Origin of the sequence: Streptomyces monashensis (assembly GCF_001866665.1) — a bacterium.
Classification (GTDB): Bacteria; Actinomycetota; Actinomycetes; order Streptomycetales; family Streptomycetaceae; genus Streptomyces; species Streptomyces monashensis.
Map to the genome: position 1 here is coordinate 261067 of NZ_MLYO01000011.1, position 18242 is coordinate 279308.

Genomic DNA, 18242 nt, shown 5'->3' on the forward strand with positions numbered 1-18242 from the left:
GCCAAGTGTCGCAGGCGGGTACGACAACGCGTCAGGCAGTCACCGGACGCGGCTCGGTGCGCGCCTCGCAGTGCGGGGACGTGTGCATGGGCATCTCGGTCAGGCCCGGGTGGTAGACGTGCAGACTGACCGCCGGCTCCAGGGTGTCGTTGACGACCTCGTGGACGTACCCCGGCGCGAACACGCGCTGGGCGCCCGCCGCCAGCGCGCGCGTGCCGCGTTCGGTGCGCTCGGTGAGGGCGCCCTCCAGGACGGTGAGGACACCGGAGGAGCGGCCGTGGCCGTGCAGGCCGCTGCCCTGTCCGGGCACCCAGCTCAGCAGCCACACCTCGTAGCCGGGCCCGGTGCGCAGCCGGTGGTACCAGCGCGTCGTCGCGTCGTAGCGGACGAGGTGGGCCCACTGGGAGCGGTCGGCGGCGATCGCGCGCGCGAGGCCGACGAACTCGGCGACGGTGGCCGGGTGCTCACGCGGCGGCTGGAGCAGGTGCGGGACCTCGAGGATGTCGCCGGCGATCTGGAGGTCGTTGTCGCTGTTCATGGGTGCGCTGGTTCCTCGGTGAAGGAAGGTCAGAGGGAACGGGAACCGCGTCGCAAAGGACACGGCCGACAGCCGGAGCGGGGTGTGGCTCAACAGCTGGAACAGCAACAACAGCTACAGCGCGCCCGGGCAGCACCATGGGACCCGGCGGTGCGGGTCGAGGTGAGTGCCGAGTGCGCGAGCATGCCCCCTAGGACAGCGGTTCACACCTGTGCTGTCAACTCGACGCCCGACATGTGGGACACGCTTCACCTCATCCGGTTCATCTGTCAGGTGAAAGGTTTGCTCATCCTGGTAGCCGGACACATGCGCCACAACCGGACGCTCAAACCTCGTGCAACTCGATCGAACGCGGAGCCGTCTTTCTCCGTACAGAGATCTGTCAGAGGTCTGTACGAGGTTCGACCACCTCCGGAGCCCTCGCCTGCGCGTCATGGTTTATGGCGATTTGAACACTTTCCGCACGGCCTTGGTTCCGCAGAGTGAATAACGGGCCCAATAGCAGATCTCGGCTTGACTCGCCCGGAGCAGCACACTTGTAATTTCACTCGTGTCGTTCAGCCGAAATCGGTAACGGCTGACGCACGGGGACGCGAAAGACAGACGAGGGGCGCACATGACCGAGCTGGTGCAGCAACTGCTGGTCGACGACGCGGACGAGGAACTCGGCTGGCAGGAGCGCGCGCTGTGCGCCCAGACCGACCCCGAGTCCTTCTTCCCCGAGAAGGGCGGCTCCACCAGAGAGGCGAAGAAGGTCTGCCTCGCCTGCGAGGTCCGCTCCGAATGCCTCGAGTACGCCCTCGCCAACGACGAGCGCTTCGGTATCTGGGGCGGTCTGTCCGAGCGGGAGCGCCGCCGCCTGAAGAAGGCCGCCGTCTGACCACACATCCACACCAAAACGTCACGAACGGCCCGTCGCATGTGGGTTATCCACAGGCGGCGGGCCGTTGTCGTGGTCAGCCGATAGTGTGGTCGCTCGTCCGAGACGCCCGCTGTCCCCTCGACGCACGAGGAGGCACGGGCATCCACCGCAGTCCATCGAACCGGGGCCCGTACCTCGATGTCCGTGCACAGCCATACGGCAGCCCAAGACCCGGCCGCCACGGCGGGTTTTGACCCGTCCCGCCCGCCCGAGTTCCCGCGTCACGTCGTCACCGCGGTCCTCGTCGCCCACGACGGTGCCCGCTGGCTGCCCGACGCCCTCGCCGGCCTGCTCGGCCAGGAGCGCCCCGTCCAGCACGCGGTCGCGGCCGACACCGGCAGCGCGGACGACTCCGCCCGGCTGCTCACCGAAGCCCTCGGCGACGCCAACGTCCTGCACCTGGCCCGCCGCACCGGCTTCGGCCAGGCCGTGGAGGAGGCGAGCCGCACCGCCCCGGTCCTCACCCCGGAAGAGCTGCCGTATCTCAAACGTCCCAGCGGCTGGGACCCGGTCACCCGCTCGTGGCGCGACGACGCCTACGACCTGCCCGAACTCCCGCACGGCGAGCCCGTCCAGTGGCTCTGGCTGCTACACGACGACTGCGCCCCCGAACCCGACGCCCTCGCCGAGATGCTGCGCGTCGTCGAGAACGAACAGGAGCTGGGCCGCGCCGACGTGGCCGTCGTCGGCCCCAAGCTGCGCGGCTGGTACGACCGCCGGCAGCTGCTGGAGGTCGGCGTCTCCATCGCCAACTCCGGCCGCCGCTGGACCGGCCTGGACCGCCGCGAACAGGACCAGGGGCAGCACGACCACGTCCGCACCGTGCTGTCCGTGTCCTCCGCCGGCATGCTCGTCCGCCGCGACGTCTTCGAACAGCTCGGCGGCTTCGACCGCCGCCTGCCCCTCATGCGCGACGACGTCGACCTGTGCTGGCGCGCCCACAGCGCCGGCCACCGCGTCCTGATCGCCCCCGACGCCGTCGTCCGGCACGCCGAGGCCGCCGCCCGCGAGCGCCGCGCCGTCGACTGCGCGGGCCGCACCAGCGCCTCCCCGCACAAGGTCGACAAGGCCGGTGCCGTCTACACCCTGCTCGCCAACACCCGCACGGGCGCGCTGCCCTGGGTCCTGCTCCGGCTCGTCCTCGGCACCGTCCTGCGCACCGTCGCCTACCTCGTCGGCAAGGTCCCGGGCCAGGCCGTCGACGAGATCCGCGGCCTGCTCGGCGTGCTGCTGCGCCCCGAGCGGATCATCGCCGCCCGGCGCCGCCGCGGCTCCTCACAGCTCGACAAGGGCGAGCTGCGCCAGCTCCTGCCACCACCCGGCGCCACCATCCGTGCCACCGTCGAGCAGATCGCGGGCAACTTCTCCAGCGGCCGGGACAGCGAGACGTCCTCGGCGGGCCGGCACGGCGGCGCCATGGAGTCCGGCCCCGGCGGCGACGACGCCGACTTCCTGGAGATAGAGCAGTTCGCCCGGCTCAAGCGCATCGCCCGCAACCCCGGCCCGGTGCTCTTCCTGGCCCTGCTGCTGATCTCCCTCGCCGCCTGCCGCGCCCTGCTCGGCAGCGGTGCGCTCGCGGGCGGCGCCCTGCTGCCCGCCCCGGCCGGCCCCGGTGAGCTGTGGTCCCGCTTCGCCGACTCCTGGCACCCGGTGGGCGCGGGCGGCTCTCCGTCCGCACCGCCCTACCTCGGAATTCTCGCGGCCCTCGGCACGCTCCTGTTCGGCTCCACCGGACTCGCGGTCACCGTCCTGCTGATCGCCGCGGTGCCGCTCGCCGGCTTCACCGCCTACTTCGCCTCCCGGCCGCTCGTCACCTCCCGGCTGCTGCGCGCGTGGGCCGCCGTCGTCTACGCCTTCCTGCCCGCCACCACCGGCGCCCTGGCCGGCGGCCGCATCGGCACCACCGTCCTCGCCGTGCTGCTGCCGCTCATCGCGCGCGCGGGCATCGCCGCGAGCGGCCTCGCGAACCGCTCCGGCGCGCGCGGCAGTTGGCGCGCCACCTGGGCGTACGCGCTGCTGCTGACCATCGCCACGGCCTTCACGCCGATCGTGTGGCCCGTCGCGCTGCTCCTCGGCCTCGGCGTGCTGGCGCTGCGCCGCAGCGACCCCGTCGCCCAGGCCTTGCGCTTCCTCGCCCAGCTCGGCACCCCGCTGCTGGTCCTCGCCCCCTGGTCGCTGACCCTCCTGCCGGCCGGCTTCTTCACGGAAGCCGGCCTGGACTACGGCGCGTCGACCGCCTCCGCGCTCGACCTGCTCGGCGCCAGCCCCGGCGGCGCGGGCACCGTGCACGGACTGATGCTCATCGGCATCGTCCTCGCCGCGCTCGCCGCCCTCCTGCGCTCCGAGCGACAGCTGGGCATCCGCACCGCCTGGGCCGTCGCCCTGGTCGCCCTCGTCTTCGCCGTGCTGTCCAACAGGTCCGCCTGGGCCGGACCGGCCACCCTCGTCTACGGCATCGCCCTGCTGGCCGCCGCCGCCCTCGGCGCCGACGGCGCACGCGCACGCGTGGCCGAGCAGAGCTTCGGCTGGCGCCAGCCGGTCGCCGCCCTGATCGCCTTCGCCTGTGCCGTGGGCCCGCTGCTCGTCGCCGCCGGCTGGGTGATCGGCGGCGCCGACGGCCCCGTGAAGCGCCAGGACCCCACCCAGGTGCCCGCGTTCGTCGCCGAGGACGCCACCACCGGCGACCAGGCCCGCACCCTGATCCTCGACAGCGACTCCACCGCGCGCGTGCGCTACGCCCTGGTCCGCGGCTCCGGCGCCCGCATGGGAGACGCCGAACTCGGCGCCGCCGAAGGCACGAACAGCCGGCTGGACAAGATCGTCGCCAACCTCGTCGCCGGCTCCGGCGCCGACCAGGCCGACGAACTCGGCGGCTTCGCCGTGCGCTACGTCCTCGTCCACAAGGGCGCGCCCCGCGACTTCACCCGCGTCCTCGACGCCACGCCCGGCCTGTCCCGGCTCAGCCAGCAGAGCGGCAGCGCCCTGTGGCGCGTCGACCAGGAGGTCTCCCGCGCCGCCATCGTCCCCGCCGGCGGCTCGGGCACCGCCCAGCCGGTCAGCGCCGGACCGGTGGAGATCCACACGACCGTCCCGTCCGGCGCGGACGGCCGCGTCCTGCGCCTCGCCGACACCGCCTCCGCCGGCTGGACGGCCACCCTGGACGGCAAGCCGCTCACCCGCACCACCGTCGACGGCTGGGCCCAGGGCTTCCAACTGCCCGCGAACGGCGGCAGGCTCGATGTCGTCTACGACGACCCGATCACCCACACCGCCTGGCTGTGGGCCCAGGGCGCGCTCGCCGTCGTCCTGGTCGTCCTCGCTCTGCCCGGCCGCCGCCGCGACGTCGACGACGACCTGCCCGAGGCGGAACCCCTTCCGGCCCAGGTCCCGACGGGCGAGGGCCGCCGCGCCCGCCGCCTGCGCGCCCAGGCCGAGGAACAGGCCGCGGAACAGGCCGCGGAGCAGGCGGCCGAACCGGCCGGCGAACAGACCGGTGATCCGGCGCAGGAGCAGACCGCCGCGCCCGCGATGCCGGACGTTCCCCCGGCCCCCGCCGCCGTGCCCCAGCAGCAGCCCTACGACGACTGGGACCAGTCCTCCTACGCGAACGCCGGCTACGGCTACGCGACGGATCAGTACCAGCCCGCCGACCCGTACCAGACGCACGGCTACGACCAGCAGGGCTACGCCCACGACCCGTACCAGAACGGCCAGTACGACCCGTACGCCTACGGCGGCACGGCCCACCAGATGCCGTACGACCCGACGGCCTACCAGCAGGGCTACGACCCGGCGTACGACCCCGCCCAGCAGGGCTACGACCCGGCCCAGCACCCCCACGGCACCGGCAGCGAGCGCCCCGACGGGAGCCAGCAGTGAACCGCACGACCCTGTCCCTGATCGCCGGCGCCACCGCGCTGGCCGCCGTCACCGCGTTCGCCGCCCTCGACGGCCCGTCCGCGTCCGGCGCCACCGCGCCGAAGGCGGCGGCCAGTCTCCCGGTGGAGCGTACGAGCCTGCTGTGCCCGGCACCGAGCATCTCGGACATCGCCGACACGTCGTACACCTCGTTCACGCCCGTCACCCAGTCCACGGCGAGCAGCGGCAAGGCCCAACTCCAGGCGGCCGACCAGCAGTCGGCGGACGGCACGGGCGGCTCCGCGTCGGGCGGCTCCACACCGGGCAAGGGCTCCAAGGGATCGCAGGGCTCGAAGACGGGCAAGGACTCCAAGGGGTCCAAGAGCGGGAGCACGACGGCGGACAAGCCGGTGCTCACCCCCAAGGCCCCCGGCACCCCGGCCACCGGCGACGTCTCGGGCGCCGACGGGTCCGCGCTCATCGGCACCGCCGACGGCAGGTTCGCGCCCGGCTGGACCGTGCAGGAGACCACCGAGGTCGCCGCCGGCACCGGCCGCGGCCTCCAGGGCGTCAACTGCACGCCCGCGGACACCGAGTTCTGGTTCCCGGGCGCCAGCACGGCCGCGAGCCGCACCGACTACGTGCACCTGACCAACCCCGACGACTCCGCCGCCGTCGTCGACATCGAGCTGTACGACAAGAACGGCGCGGTCAAGTCCCCGCTCGGCGAGAACCTCACCGTCCCGCCGCACGCGAGCAAGCCGATCCTGCTGTCCACGCTCACCGACGAGCAGCAGTCCGACCTGACCGTGCACGTCAGCGTGCGCAGCGGCCGGGTCGGCGCGGCCGTACAGGCCCTGGACGCCAAGGCGGGCGGCGACTGGCTGGCGGCGGCCGCCGACCCGGCGCCCGACCTGGTCCTGCCCGGCATCCCCGCGGACGCCACCGACGTCCGGCTGATCACCTTCGCCCCCGGCGGCAACGACGCCGACCTCAAGGTCCGCCTGGCCACGTCCGGCGGCCTGATCACCCCGGCCGGCAACGAGACCGTGCACGTGAAGTCCGGCATGACGACCGCGGCCGACCTCGGACCCGTCACCCGGGGCGAGGCGGGGTCCCTGATCCTGACCCCGACGGACCAGTCGGTCCCGATCGTGGCGGCGCTCCAGGTCGTGCGCGGCAAGGGCGACAAGCAGGAGACGGCCTTCATCCCGGCCACGGCCCCGGTCGGCGCGCGCGCGACCGCCGCCGACAACAGCACCAAGGGCTCGACCCTGTCCCTGACCGCGCCGACCGCCACGGCCACGGTCAAGGTCACCGCCTCGGCGGGCAGCGACGGCGGCACGGCGACGACGAAGACCTTCACGATCAGGTCCGGCACGACCCAGAACGTCGCGGCCCCGGTCCCCTCGGGCCTCCAGGGCACCTACGCCCTCACCGTGGAAACGACCTCGGGCGGCCCGGTCTACGCCTCCCGCACCCTCACCGCCACCGAGGGCGGAGTCCCCGGCTTCACCATCCAGACCCTCCCGAACGACCGCGGAACGGTGGCCGTACCGCAGACGACGCAGGACCTGGGGGTGCTGCAGAAGTAGCGGCGGGAGAGCGGGGAGCGGCGGGAGCGGACGGGCCGGGGCGACGGCGCCCGAGGGTGGGGAGACCCTGTCCGGCCGCACCGGCTCCCCGGGGGGCACCCGCCCCCGGCGCCTAGTCCTCCCCGTACCGGGGATCCACGGTCTCCGGGGTCAGCCCCAGCAGCTCGGCCACCTGCTCCACGACCACCTCGTGCACCAGCGCGGCCCGCTCGTCGCGCCCCTTGGTCCGGATCTCCACCGGCCGCCGGTACACGACGACCCGCGCCTGCCGCCCGTCCCGCGCGGGCACGACCCCGCCGAGCGGCACGGCCTCGTCGTTCCACGCCTGATCGCCCCGCGCGTCCAGCCGGGGCACCTCCAGCACGAGGAAGTCGATGTCGGCGAGCTGCGGCCACCGCCGTTCGAGCCGCTCCACGGAGTCCTGCACCAGATCCGCGAACACCTCGGCACGGCTGGCCGAGAGCGGCACCTGCGGCGGTGCGATCGGCCCGCGCATGCCCCGCCCGTGACGATCACGGCGACGGGGCCCGGGGCCGCTGGCACGGGGCGGTACACGGTTGTCCATCACCGGTGAAGCGTAGTCCCCGCCCGCGTCCCCCGCCCGGCTCCACACGACAACCTCGGCCTCCCCGGCACCCCGCGTCCCGCGGCCGTAGCCCCCCGATGTCACAGGATGACCGTTCAGGCCAACGTCTGGCGCGTTTCCATAACCTTCCAAGACCGCCGAGCTCAAGGCAATTGACGCTGTTTGTACCGACTCATGACCGGACCGAACATCGCCCGCGACGCGCCGGGAACTCGTCCACGCAGGTCAACAGGGTCTCCACGAAAGGGTGTGTGGGGCGTTTCACAGCCCGACACGGTGGAGTGACCTGGTGGAGAGTCGTCGCGGCCCGCTCAAGAGTGCGGTACCGTCCAACGTCGTGAGCCCTGTACGTCGCTGTTCGCGCACCGCCTGCGGCCGACCCGCCGTGGCGACGCTGACGTACGTCTACGCCGACTCCACCGCGGTCCTCGGCCCGCTCGCCACGTACGCCGAACCCCACTGCTACGACCTGTGCGCCGAGCATTCCGAGCGCCTCACCGCCCCGCGCGGCTGGGAGGTCGTGCGCCTCCTGGACGGCTCGGCCCCCGCACGCCCCAGCGGCGACGACCTCGAAGCGCTCGCCAACGCCGTGCGCGAGGCGGCCCGCCCCCAGCAGCGCGCGGCCGAGGCGGCCGGCGGCGGAGGCCGCACGGCGGACCCCATGGAGGTCGCCCGCCGCGGTCACCTCCGGGTCCTGCGCTCCCCGGACAACTGAGCAACCCTCCGCCACCCGCAGGCTCAGCCTCCGCAGGGTGTCCGCACACCTCCCCCTTACCCCCGACGGGTAGTTTGTGGGGCACCCAAAGAACTTTCAGGAGGGTTGGACGTGGCTGCTGATCTGTCGCAGATCGTGAAGGCGTACGACGTGCGGGGAGTGGTCCCGGACCAGTGGGACGAGTCGCTCGCCCGGCTCTTCGGTGCCGCCTTCGCGCAGGTGACGGGCGCCACGGCGATCGTCGTCGGCCATGACATGCGCCCCTCGTCGCCGGGCCTGTCCCGCGCCTTCGCGCAGGGCGCGGCCGACCGCGGCGTGGACGTCACCGAGATCGGCCTGTGCTCCACGGACCAGCTGTACTACGCCTCGGGCGCGCTGAACCTGCCCGGCGCCATGTTCACGGCCTCCCACAACCCGGCCCAGTACAACGGCATCAAGCTGTGCCGCGCGGGCGCCGCACCGGTCGGCCAGGACACGGGCCTCGCGCAGATCCGCGAACTGGTCGAGGGCTGGCTGGAGTCGGGCGCCCCGGAGCCGGTGGCCGAGCCGGGAACCCTGTCCGGGCGCGAGACGTTGGAGGACTACGCGGCGTACCTGCGCTCGCTGGTCGACCTGACCTCCATCCGCCCCCTGAAGGTCGTGGTCGACGCCGGCAACGGCATGGGCGGTCACACGGTCCCGTCCGTCTTCGAGGGCCTGCCCCTGACCCTCGTCCCGATGTACTTCGAACTGGACGGCACCTTCCCGAACCACGAGGCCAACCCGCTCGACCCGGCCAACCTCGTGGACCTGCAGAAGCGGGTTCCCGAGGAGGGCGCCGACCTCGGTATCGCCTTCGACGGCGACGCCGACCGCTGCTTCGTCGTGGACCAGCACGGCGACCCGGTCTCCCCGTCCGCGATCACCGCCCTGGTCGCCGCCCGCGAGCTGGCCCGCAACGGCGGCACAGGCACGATCATCCACAACCTGATCACCTCCCGCACGGTCCCGGAGGTCGTGCGGGAGAACGGCGGCACCCCGGTGCGCACCCGTGTCGGCCACTCCTTCATCAAGGCGGAGATGGCGGCGTCCGGCGCGATCTTCGGCGGCGAGCACTCCGCCCACTACTACTTCAAGGACTTCTGGAACGCCGACACGGGCATGCTGGCCGCCCTGCACGTCCTCGCGGCCCTCGGCGGCCAGGACGGCCCCCTGTCCTCCCTCGTCGCCCAGTACGACCGCTACGTCGGCTCCGGCGAGATCAACTCCACCGTCGCCGACCAGGCCGGCCGCCTCGCCGCCATCCGCGCCGCGTACGGGGACCGCGCCGACGTCACCCTGGACGAGCTCGACGGCCTCACGGTCGCCGCGGCCGACTGGTGGTTCAACGTCCGCCCCTCCAACACCGAGCCCCTCCTCCGCCTGAACGCGGAGGCGAAGGACGAGGCGACGATGGCGAAGATCAGGGACGAGGCCCTGGCGATCATCCGGGCCTGAGGCGTGAGGCCTGAGGCCTGAGGGTCCGGGCCCGCCGGGCGGCGGAGCCGGGGCGACGCGACGGCTTCCGGGCCGACGCTGCCGCCCCCGCTCCCCGCCCCCCTCCCCGTATCCGCCCGCCTCCGCCCGCTGTCCGCGCCCGGCCCCTGTGCCCCGGCCCAACCCGCCCGGCAGCGGTACTCTGACCAGCGGCCAAAGAAACCTCGCCCCGAAGGGACATCCCATGCCGCTCGAAGCCGGCCTCCTGGAGATCCTCGCCTGCCCCGCGTGCCACGCCCCCCTCGAGGAGCAGGACACCGAGCTGGTCTGCACGAGCCAGGACTGCGGCCTCGCGTACCCCGTCCGCGACGGCATCCCGGTCCTCCTCGTGGACGAGGCCCGCCGCCCCGCGTGACGAGGCTTCACCTCGTAGCCCAGGCGCCCACCGCACCGCGCACCGGCGCCACCCCCTGGAGGGCTCCGCACAGGATCCCGGCGATCGGAGGCTGCCGCCCATGCTGGACGAATCGCTGCTCGACACCCCGGAGGGCCTCGCCGAGGCCGACCGCCGAGGCCTGCTGCGCGGTGCCGCCGAGGCCGGCGCCCGCGTCCGCACCGCCGCCCGGCACGCGGCCGAGGCCGGGGTCGGCGACCTCAAGCCCGACGGCCGCCCCCGCGCCGTACTGATCGCCGGCCCCGGCACCGCCGCCACCCACACCGCCGACCTCATCGGCGCGCTGGCCGGCGTCGGCAGCCCCGTGGTCCGGCTGGCCCCGACCGGCGTCGCCCCGGCCGCCGGTGCCCTGCGCTGGGAGCTCCCGGGCTGGGCCGGCTCCGTCGACCTGCTCCTGATCGCCACCCCGGACGGCACCGAACCCAGCCTCGCGCTCCTCACCGACCAGGCCTACCGCCGTGGCTGCTCGGTTGTCGCCGTGGCCCCGGCCGGTACGCCGCTCGCCGAGTCCGTCGCCGGCGCGCACGGCCTGTTCGTACCGATGGCGACAGCGCCGTACGACCAGGACGAACCGCTCGCCGCGTCCTCCCCGGGCGTCTTCTGGGCGCTGCTGACCCCGCTGCTGGCCCTGCTGGACCGCATCGGCCTGCTCAGCGCCCCGTCCGAGGAGCTGGAGAAGGTCGCGGACCGGCTGGACCATGTCGCCGAGCGCTGCGGCCCCGCCATCGCGACGTACAGCAACCCGGCGAAGACCCTCGCCGCCGAACTCGCCGACGCGCTCCCGGTGGTGTGGACGGAAGGCACCTCGGCGGGCCCCGCCGGGCACCGCTTCGCCGCCGCCCTCGCCGAACTCGCCGGGCGCCCCGCGCTCGTCGCCGAACTCCCCGAGGCGCTCGCCGCGCACAGCGCCCTGCTGGCCGGCCCGCTGGCCGCCAGCGCCGACCCCGACGACTTCTTCCGCGACCGCGTGGAGGAGGCACCCGCGCTGCACGCGCGCGTGGTGCTGCTCCGCGACCGCCCGCTCAGCGGCCTCACCGCCGCGCCCGCCGCCCGCGACCTGGCCCTCAGCCACGACACGCCGATCAGCGAACTCGAACCGGAGGAGGGCGGCGAACTGGAGACCCTCGCGGACCTGATCGCCGTCACGGATTTCGCCGCCGTTTACCTGGCGCTCGCTTCCAGGGCCTGATGTGGGCACCGGGCCGGCCCCGCCGCGCCCGCGCCCTCACCGGCCGACACCGACCGAGCGACGGGGACCGGCCGACACCGATCGGCTGATGCCGACCGAGCGGCCTACGGACCCAGCGCCGTACGGACCGAGCCGCGTACGAGCGACAGACCGCGTACGAACGACAGACAGAGAAGACACGGACACATGGACCGCCTCGACAACACCATCCGCCCCTACGCCTGGGGTTCCCCCACCGCCATCCCGCACCTGACCGGCGTCGAGCCGACCGGTGAACCGCAGGCGGAGATGTGGATGGGCGCGCATCCCGGCGCCCCCTCGCGCACCGCGCGCGGGAGCCTCGTCGAGGTCATCGACGCGAACCCGGAGGCCGAGCTGGGCAAGGCGGCCGTGGCCAAGTTCGGTCCGCGCCTGCCCTTCCTGCTCAAGATCCTCGCCGCCGGCGCGCCCCTCTCCCTCCAGGTGCACCCCGACCTGGCCCAGGCGAAGGAGGGCTACGCCGACGAGGAGCGCCGTGGCGTCCCGGTCGACGCCCCGCACCGCAACTACAAGGACGCCAACCACAAGCCCGAACTGATCTGCGCGCTCACCGAATTCGACGGCCTGTGCGGCTTCCGCGACCCCGTCCAGGCCGCCGACCTGCTCGCCGGCCTCGGCGTCGACTCCCTCAAGCCGTACGTCGACCTGCTGCACGCGCGCCCCGAGGACGCGGCCCTGCGCGAGGTCCTCACCGCGATCCTCAGCGCCGCCCCGGAGGAGATGGCGCACACGGTCGCCGAGGCCAGTGCCGCCTGCACCCGCCTCGGCGGCGCCTACACCCCCTACGCCGACATCGCCCGCCACTACCCGGGCGACCCCGGCGTCATCGCGGCCATGCTGCTCAACCACGTCCGCCTGCAGCCCGGCGAGGCCCTCTTCCTCGGCGCCGGCATCCCGCACGCCTACCTCAACGGCCTCGGCGTCGAGATCATGGCCAACTCCGACAACGTCCTGCGCTGCGGCCTGACCCCCAAGCACGTCGACGTCCCCGAACTGCTGCGCGTCGTCCGCTTCGAGGCGGGCGACCCGGGCGTGCTGCGCCCCGAGGCCTCCGCGGACGGCGAGGAGGTCTACGAGACGCCGATCGACGAGTTCCGCCTGTCCCGGTACGTGTTCGCCGAGGGCACCACCGCCCACGACCTCACCCTCGACACCCCGCAGATCCTGCTGTGCACGGCCGGTTCCGTCCGCGCGGGCGAACACGAGCTGGGCCCCGGCCGGTCGGTCTTCGTCCCGGCGGGCGAGAAGGCGGCCGTCTCCGGTGCGGGAACCGTCTTCCGCGCCACTGTGATCGTATGACCGGGGCTGTGGATACCTGACGCGGCGAGCCCCGGCCGGGCTGCAAGAATGACCCACCGGCAAAGGCCGGGCAAAGCCGGGCCCGCCCCGGACGACAGCGACGTCCGAGGGCGGCCCAGGCGGCCCAACCGGCACCGGCCGCAGAGGGCGACAGAGGCGAAGGGACAACGCGGACACATGAGCGCGTCAGGCGGTACGAAGGCGATCGTGGCGGCACTCGGCGCCAATCTCGCGATCGCGGCATCCAAGTTCGTGGCGTTCGCGTTCAGCGGCTCCTCCTCGATGCTCGCCGAGGGCGTCCACTCGCTCGCCGACTCCGGCAACCAGTTCCTGCTGCTGCTCGGCGGCAAGCGCGCACAGCGCGAGGCCACCGCGCAACACCCGTTCGGTTACGGCCGCGAGCGCTTCATCTACGCCTTCCTGGTCTCGATCGTGCTGTTCTCGATCGGCGGCATGTTCGCCGTCTACGAGGGCTTCGAGAAGATCAGCCACCCACACGAACTGGAGAACTGGTACTGGCCGGTGGGCGTCCTGCTCTTCGCGGTCATCGCCGAGGGCTTCTCCTTCCGCACGGCCATAAAGGAGTCCAACGAGCTGCGCGGCGCGCTGTCCTGGGCTCAGTTCATCCGCCGCGCCAAGGCGCCCGAGCTGCCCGTCGTCCTGCTGGAGGACTTCGGCGCGCTCATCGGTCTGGTCCTCGCCCTGCTCGGCGTCGGCCTGTCCGTCCTCACCGGCGACGGCGTCTGGGACGGCATCGGCACCGTGTGCATCGGCGTCCTGCTCGTCTGCATCGCCCTGGTCCTCGCCGCCGAGACCAAGTCGCTGCTGCTGGGCGAGGCCGCGGGCCCGGACGTGATCAGGCAGATCGAGGAGGCGACCGTCGACGGCGACACCGTCACCGGCGTCATCCACATGCGCACGCTGCACCTCGGCCCCGAGGAACTGCTGGTCGCCGCCAAGATCGCCGTTCAGCACGACGACACGGCCACCGAGGTCGCGAACGCCATCAACGCCGCCGAGGCCCGTATCCGCGCCGCCGTCCCGATCGCCCGCGTCATCTACCTCGAACCGGACATCTACAGCGAGGCCGAGGCGGCCAAGGGCCCCGACCCGGAGGCCACCCCCGGCGGCCCGAACCCGCACGCGGCCGGTCACTGAGCAGCCGTCAGCCATCCGTCGCAGCCGTCAGCCACCCATCGGCGGCGCGGGCCAGGACATCACCGGCGCCGCCTTCCGCCGCCGCACCACGAGAAAACCGATCCCGAGCCCGACGCCGACGAGCGCCAGCACACCGCCGAGGAGCGCAGCCGCCACGCCCAGGGCCGGGACCGTACGGTCGTCCGTCACCCGGCCCAGCACCGCGCCCGCGGACACCGTCCCGCTCTGCTCGTCGAGGTGGAACCGCGAGTCCTGGGAGTTCGCGCGGTAGTCGCCCAGGAGGAACAGCCGCCCCCGGGGGACCGTCACGTCGTACGCCTTGTGCACGCCGTCGGCGTCACCGCCGTACACGTACGGCTCCTCGACCGGCTTCCCGTTCACGGTCACCCGCTCCCGCGAACCCACCGCCGTGCAGCACCGCACCCGGTCCCCGCCCACCCCGACGACCCGCTTCACCAGGGGCGCGCCGATCCCGTACGACGCCGGCGGCGTGAACACCACGACGTCGCCGCGCCGCACCTCACTCCCCTCGACACGCTCCCAGACGATCCCGGTCCCGCGCGCGTACGTCGGCCGCATGCTGTCGCCCGCCAGGGCGGAGACCCCGTAGGCCGTCCGCAGCCAGACGGGGGCACCGACCGCCAACACCAGCCCCAGCACCCCCACCACCAGCGCCGAGACCCCCAGCCCCCGCCCTCGCGTTCTCCCCGCCATGTCCCGTCCTCCCCAAAGGTCCCACCCGAGGCGCGGAGAATAGCGGCACTCCGTGAACGGACTGTGTGGCGGTGCCGGTACCAGGAGAGGAGACGGGCGGGGCGACGCCTACGGGACGGGGCACGCGGGCCCCGGACACAGGTCACCCGGGGCCGGGACCCGCACCCGTCATCCCCTTCGTCCCCGCCGGCTCACCCGATCTCGGCGAGCACGTCGAGGACCGCCCGCTCGTCCGGCGCCGCCGACAGCCGCTCCCGGAAGCCGGGATCCATCAGGTTGCGGGACAACAGCGCGAGGATCCGCAGGTGTTCGTCCCCGGCCGCCGCCTCCGGTACGGCGATCATGAACACCAGCCGGGCCTTCGTACCGTCCAGCGAGCCCCACTCGATCCCCTCGGCGGACCGCGCGAACCCGACGACCGGCGCACTCACCGCATCCGTCTTGGCGTGCGGGATGGCGATCTCCTCCCCGAGCCCGGTCGTGCCCTGCTCCTCCCGCCGCAGCGCGGTCGCCACCAACTCGTCCACATCTGCGACCCGCCCACTACGGCTCAGCAACTCGGCCATCTCCCGTATCGCGGCCTGCTTGTCCCCGGCGGCGAGCGCGACCCGCACGGTGCGCCCGCTGAGACAGCCGGACAACACCTCCGCCTCCGTACCCGGATCGGCGGAGACAAGCACCGGACCCCCCGAACCCGCAGCACCGGCCTCGACCGCCGCCCTCGCCTGCTCCGGCACAACCACCTGCGCCGCCGAATCGCCCCCCACAGACGACGAACTCGAACCCGAGCCCAACTCCGCGCCCGAGTCCGTACTCGAAGCCGAAGCCGAAGCCTCGGCCGGTTCCGAACCCGAACCCGAACCCGGAGCCGGAGCCGGAGCCAGAGCCGCGCCCGAAGCCACAGGAAGAGCCCCCACACGCCCCCGCCGCCCGCTCACATCGACCAACGTCACGGTCACCAGCGCGGTCACCACCGCACCGATCACCACCGCGACGAAGAACATCGGCACCCCGCTCACCGCACCGAGCACCGCCACGATCGGCCCCCCGTGCGGCACCGCGTCCTTCACCCCGGCCAGCCCCGCGACCGCACCGGCCACCGCACCACCGAGCATGTTGGCCGGAATCACCTGCGCGGGCCGCGCGGCCGCGAACGGAATCGCACCCTCCGAGATACCGAAGCAGCCCATGAACAGCGCCGCGAGACCGGTCTCCCGCTCCTGCTCGGTGTACAGCCCGCGCCGGATCAGCGTGGCCAGCCCCTGCCCCAGCGGCATCACCGGAATCGCGGCCGCGCACATGCCCATCACCGTCTGGTTGCCGCTCGCGATGAGCCCGGCGCCGAAGAGGAACGCCGTCTTGTTGACCGGTCCGCCCATGTCGAACGCGATCATCAGCCCCAGAATCGCGCCGAGCAGGATCGCGCTCGTCCCCGTCATCCCGCCGAGCCAGCTCGTCAGGTGCTCGAACACCCAGGAGATCGGCCTGCCGATGACATAGATGAAGAACAGCCCGAGCGCGGTCGTCGCCACGATCGGGATCACGATGATCGGCATGATCGGCTGCACGAACTTCGGCACCCGGACCTTCTTGATCCACAGCACCAGGTACCCGGCGAGGAACCCGGTCACGATCGCGCCGATGAACCCCGCGCCGGCCTTCGAGTCGTACAGCGCCCCCGTGTTCGCGATCCAGCCCCCGATCATGCCCGGCACCAGCGCGGGCCGGTCGGCGATCGCGTACGCGATGTAGCCGGACAGGATCGGGATCATCAGCTGGAACCCGATCCCGCCGATCGCGTTGACGTGCGCCCAGAAGGTGCCGTCCGGGATCACGTACCCCTTCGCCGTCGCATGACCGCCGAGCGCCAGCGACACCGCGATCAGCAGACCGCCGACGACCACGAACGGGATCATGTACGACACGCCGTTCATCAGCGCCTTGTAGACCGGCCCCCGCTCCCGGCCACCGCCTCCGCCACCCGAGGTCCGCGCACCGCTCCCGGCCCCGCCCGGCCCGTGCACCGGCGCCGACCGCACCCGCTCGATCAGCTGCTCGGGATGCCGGATGCCCTCGGCGACCCCGACCGTCAGCACGCGCTTGCCCGCGAACCGGCTCAGGTCGACATCCTTGTCGGCGGCGACGATGATGCCGTCCGCGTCTCTGACATCGTTGTCATCGAGGACGTTCTCGGCCCCGATCGATCCCTGGGTCTCCACCTTCATCTCGATGCCGCGGCTCGCCGCGGCCTGCGCGAGCTTCTCCGCTGCCATGTACGTGTGCGCGATGCCGGTCGGGCACGCGGTCACCGCCAGCAGCTTCACCCGCCGCCGCTCGTCATCACGGCCACCCGTGGAGGGCGGTCCGGCCGGACTGGTCACGTCGATACTCCTCACACCTTCGTCGCGCGCGGTGCCGTCCCGGACACCCCGCGAGCGCGGACCGGAACTCCCGGCCCCCTGCATCCTGCCGCACCCGCTCCCCGGACCACAGCGGCAAAGATCCCTGTTCATCCAGGTCTGCAGGCTCCCGCTCCCGGGTCTTCGCACCCCTGCCGGCACGCCTCCTGCCCCCACAGCGCCGCTCGAAACCGCCCTCCCACTGGCTCGAACCTTGCGCTGGCGGACTGGGGGCGACCCGGTCCTCCGGTGTAGCTTGGGACGGAGCCAGACGTCGCTGCTGATGGCGGTCGGGCGGTCCTCACGGACCGGCCGAGGGAGAGAGGGCCTCCGACGGACTGCGCTGCGCGTACGGGGGCACGCCCGTGTGCTCTTCGCGGGCACTCGTGTGGTCCGCCGCCGCGCAGATCAGCCGTACACCCACCTCGATCCCGACTCCGAGGAGCAGCTCGTAATGACGACTGTCGACAACCGACAGGACTTCAAGGTCGCCGACCTCTCGCTGGCCGAGTTCGGTCGCAAGGAGATCACCCTCGCCGAGCACGAGATGCCCGGCCTGATGGCGATCCGCAAGGAGTACGCCGAGGCGCAGCCCCTGGCCGGCGCCCGCGTCACCGGCTCCCTGCACATGACCGTCCAGACCGCCGTGCTCATCGAGACCCTCGTCGCCCTGGGCGCGCGGGTCCGCTGGGCCTCCTGCAACATCTTCTCCACCCAGGACCACGCGGCCGCCGCCATCGCCGTCGGCCCGAACGGCACGCCCGAGAACCCGCAGGGCATCCCGGTCTTCGCCTGGAAGGGCGAGACCCTGGAGGAGTACTGGTGGTGCACGGAGCAGGCGCTGACCTGGCCGGACAGCCCCACCGGCGGCCCGAACATGATCCTGGACGACGGCGGTGACGCCACTCTCCTCGTCCACAAGGGCGTCGAGTACGAGAAGGACGGCAAGGTCCCCGGCCTGGACACCGCCGAGTCCGACGAGCACCGCGTCATCCTCGGTCTCCTGCACCGCACCATCACGGACGGCTCGCAGAAGTGGACTCAGCTGGCCTCGGAGATCCGCGGTGTGACGGAGGAGACCACGACGGGTGTCCACCGCCTGTACGAGATGCAGCGTGACGGCGTCCTGCTGTTCCCGGCGATCAATGTCAACGACGCCGTGACCAAGTCGAAGTTCGACAACAAGTACGGCTGCCGTCACTCCCTGGTCGACGGCATCAACCGTGCCACGGACGTGCTGATCGGTGGCAAGACCGCGGTCGTCTGCGGCTACGGCGATGTGGGCAAGGGCTGCGCGGAGTCGCTGCGCGGCCAGGGCGCT

Annotated in this window: 14 protein-coding genes; 10 read left to right on the plus strand and 4 right to left on the minus strand. The window is 72.9% G+C overall.

Annotated features, from left to right (window positions below; all coding sequences use genetic code 11):
- Positions 1-31: 31 nt before the first annotated feature.
- The gene (locus tag BIV23_RS04760) at positions 32-538 is read right to left on the minus strand and encodes a cysteine dioxygenase (RefSeq protein ID WP_071379442.1); all 507 of its coding nucleotides are present in this window, start codon (positions 536-538) and stop codon (positions 32-34) included.
- A gap of 616 nt (positions 539-1154) precedes the next feature.
- On the opposite strand from BIV23_RS04760, the gene BIV23_RS04765 reads away from it, so the two are divergent.
- From BIV23_RS04765 to BIV23_RS04775, 3 genes are all read left to right on the plus strand, one after another.
- Positions 1155-1418, plus strand: coding sequence for a WhiB family transcriptional regulator (locus BIV23_RS04765; protein ID WP_003975777.1), 264 nt, complete (start codon positions 1155-1157; stop codon positions 1416-1418).
- A gap of 180 nt (positions 1419-1598) precedes the next feature.
- A complete protein-coding gene (locus BIV23_RS04770) occupies positions 1599-5339 on the plus strand; it encodes a glycosyltransferase family 2 protein (RefSeq protein ID WP_079172950.1) in 3741 nt (1246 codons plus the stop codon).
- Positions 5336-6913 (plus strand): DUF5719 family protein, encoded by a 1578-nt coding sequence (locus tag BIV23_RS04775; RefSeq protein WP_071379443.1) that lies wholly within the window; start codon positions 5336-5338, stop codon positions 6911-6913. Before BIV23_RS04770 ends, BIV23_RS04775 begins: the two co-directional genes overlap by 4 nt.
- Positions 6914-7025: 112 nt before the next feature.
- On the opposite strand, the gene BIV23_RS04780 is transcribed toward BIV23_RS04775, so the two are convergent.
- Positions 7026-7478: a metallopeptidase family protein gene (locus tag BIV23_RS04780; RefSeq protein ID WP_079172951.1), complete on the minus strand. Its 453-nt coding sequence runs from the start codon at positions 7476-7478 to the stop codon at positions 7026-7028.
- A gap of 310 nt (positions 7479-7788) precedes the next feature.
- Between BIV23_RS04780 and BIV23_RS04785 the strand changes: the two genes are divergently transcribed.
- From BIV23_RS04785 to BIV23_RS04805, 6 genes are all read left to right on the plus strand, one after another.
- A complete protein-coding gene (locus tag BIV23_RS04785) occupies positions 7789-8214 on the plus strand; it encodes a DUF3499 domain-containing protein (RefSeq protein WP_079172952.1) in 426 nt (141 codons plus the stop codon).
- 111 nt (positions 8215-8325) lie between these two features.
- Positions 8326-9690 carry a phosphomannomutase/phosphoglucomutase gene (locus tag BIV23_RS04790; protein ID WP_071379445.1) on the plus strand — a complete coding sequence of 455 codons (1365 nt, stop codon included), beginning with the start codon at positions 8326-8328 and terminating at the stop codon, positions 9688-9690.
- Between the two features lie 223 nt (positions 9691-9913).
- Positions 9914-10084, plus strand: a complete 171-nt coding sequence (locus BIV23_RS45665; protein WP_079172953.1) for a Trm112 family protein — start codon at positions 9914-9916, stop codon at positions 10082-10084.
- Positions 10085-10184: 100 nt separating this feature from the next.
- A complete protein-coding gene (locus tag BIV23_RS04795; RefSeq protein ID WP_071379446.1) occupies positions 10185-11312 on the plus strand; it encodes an SIS domain-containing protein in 1128 nt (375 codons plus the stop codon).
- Between the two features lie 186 nt (positions 11313-11498).
- Positions 11499-12650, plus strand: a complete 1152-nt coding sequence (gene manA / locus BIV23_RS04800; protein ID WP_071379447.1) for a mannose-6-phosphate isomerase, class I — start codon at positions 11499-11501, stop codon at positions 12648-12650.
- A gap of 177 nt (positions 12651-12827) precedes the next feature.
- Entirely contained in the window at positions 12828-13808 is a 981-nt protein-coding gene (locus BIV23_RS04805; protein ID WP_071379448.1) for a cation diffusion facilitator family transporter, read from the plus strand.
- Positions 13809-13835: 27 nt separating this feature from the next.
- Here BIV23_RS04805 and lepB read toward each other — a convergent pair whose 3' ends face one another.
- Both lepB and BIV23_RS04815 read right to left on the minus strand, forming a co-directional pair.
- On the minus strand, positions 13836-14522 hold the full coding sequence (gene lepB / locus BIV23_RS04810; protein ID WP_079172954.1) for a signal peptidase I: 687 nt from the start codon (positions 14520-14522) through the stop codon (positions 13836-13838).
- A gap of 191 nt (positions 14523-14713) precedes the next feature.
- Positions 14714-16903, minus strand: coding sequence for a fructose-specific PTS transporter subunit EIIC (locus BIV23_RS04815; protein WP_071379449.1), 2190 nt, complete (start codon positions 16901-16903; stop codon positions 14714-14716).
- Positions 16904-17375: 472 nt separating this feature from the next.
- Here BIV23_RS04815 and BIV23_RS04820 point away from each other — a divergent pair.
- Positions 17376-18242 (plus strand): adenosylhomocysteinase (locus BIV23_RS04820; protein WP_079172955.1); only part of this gene is annotated, 867 nt, incomplete at its 3' end.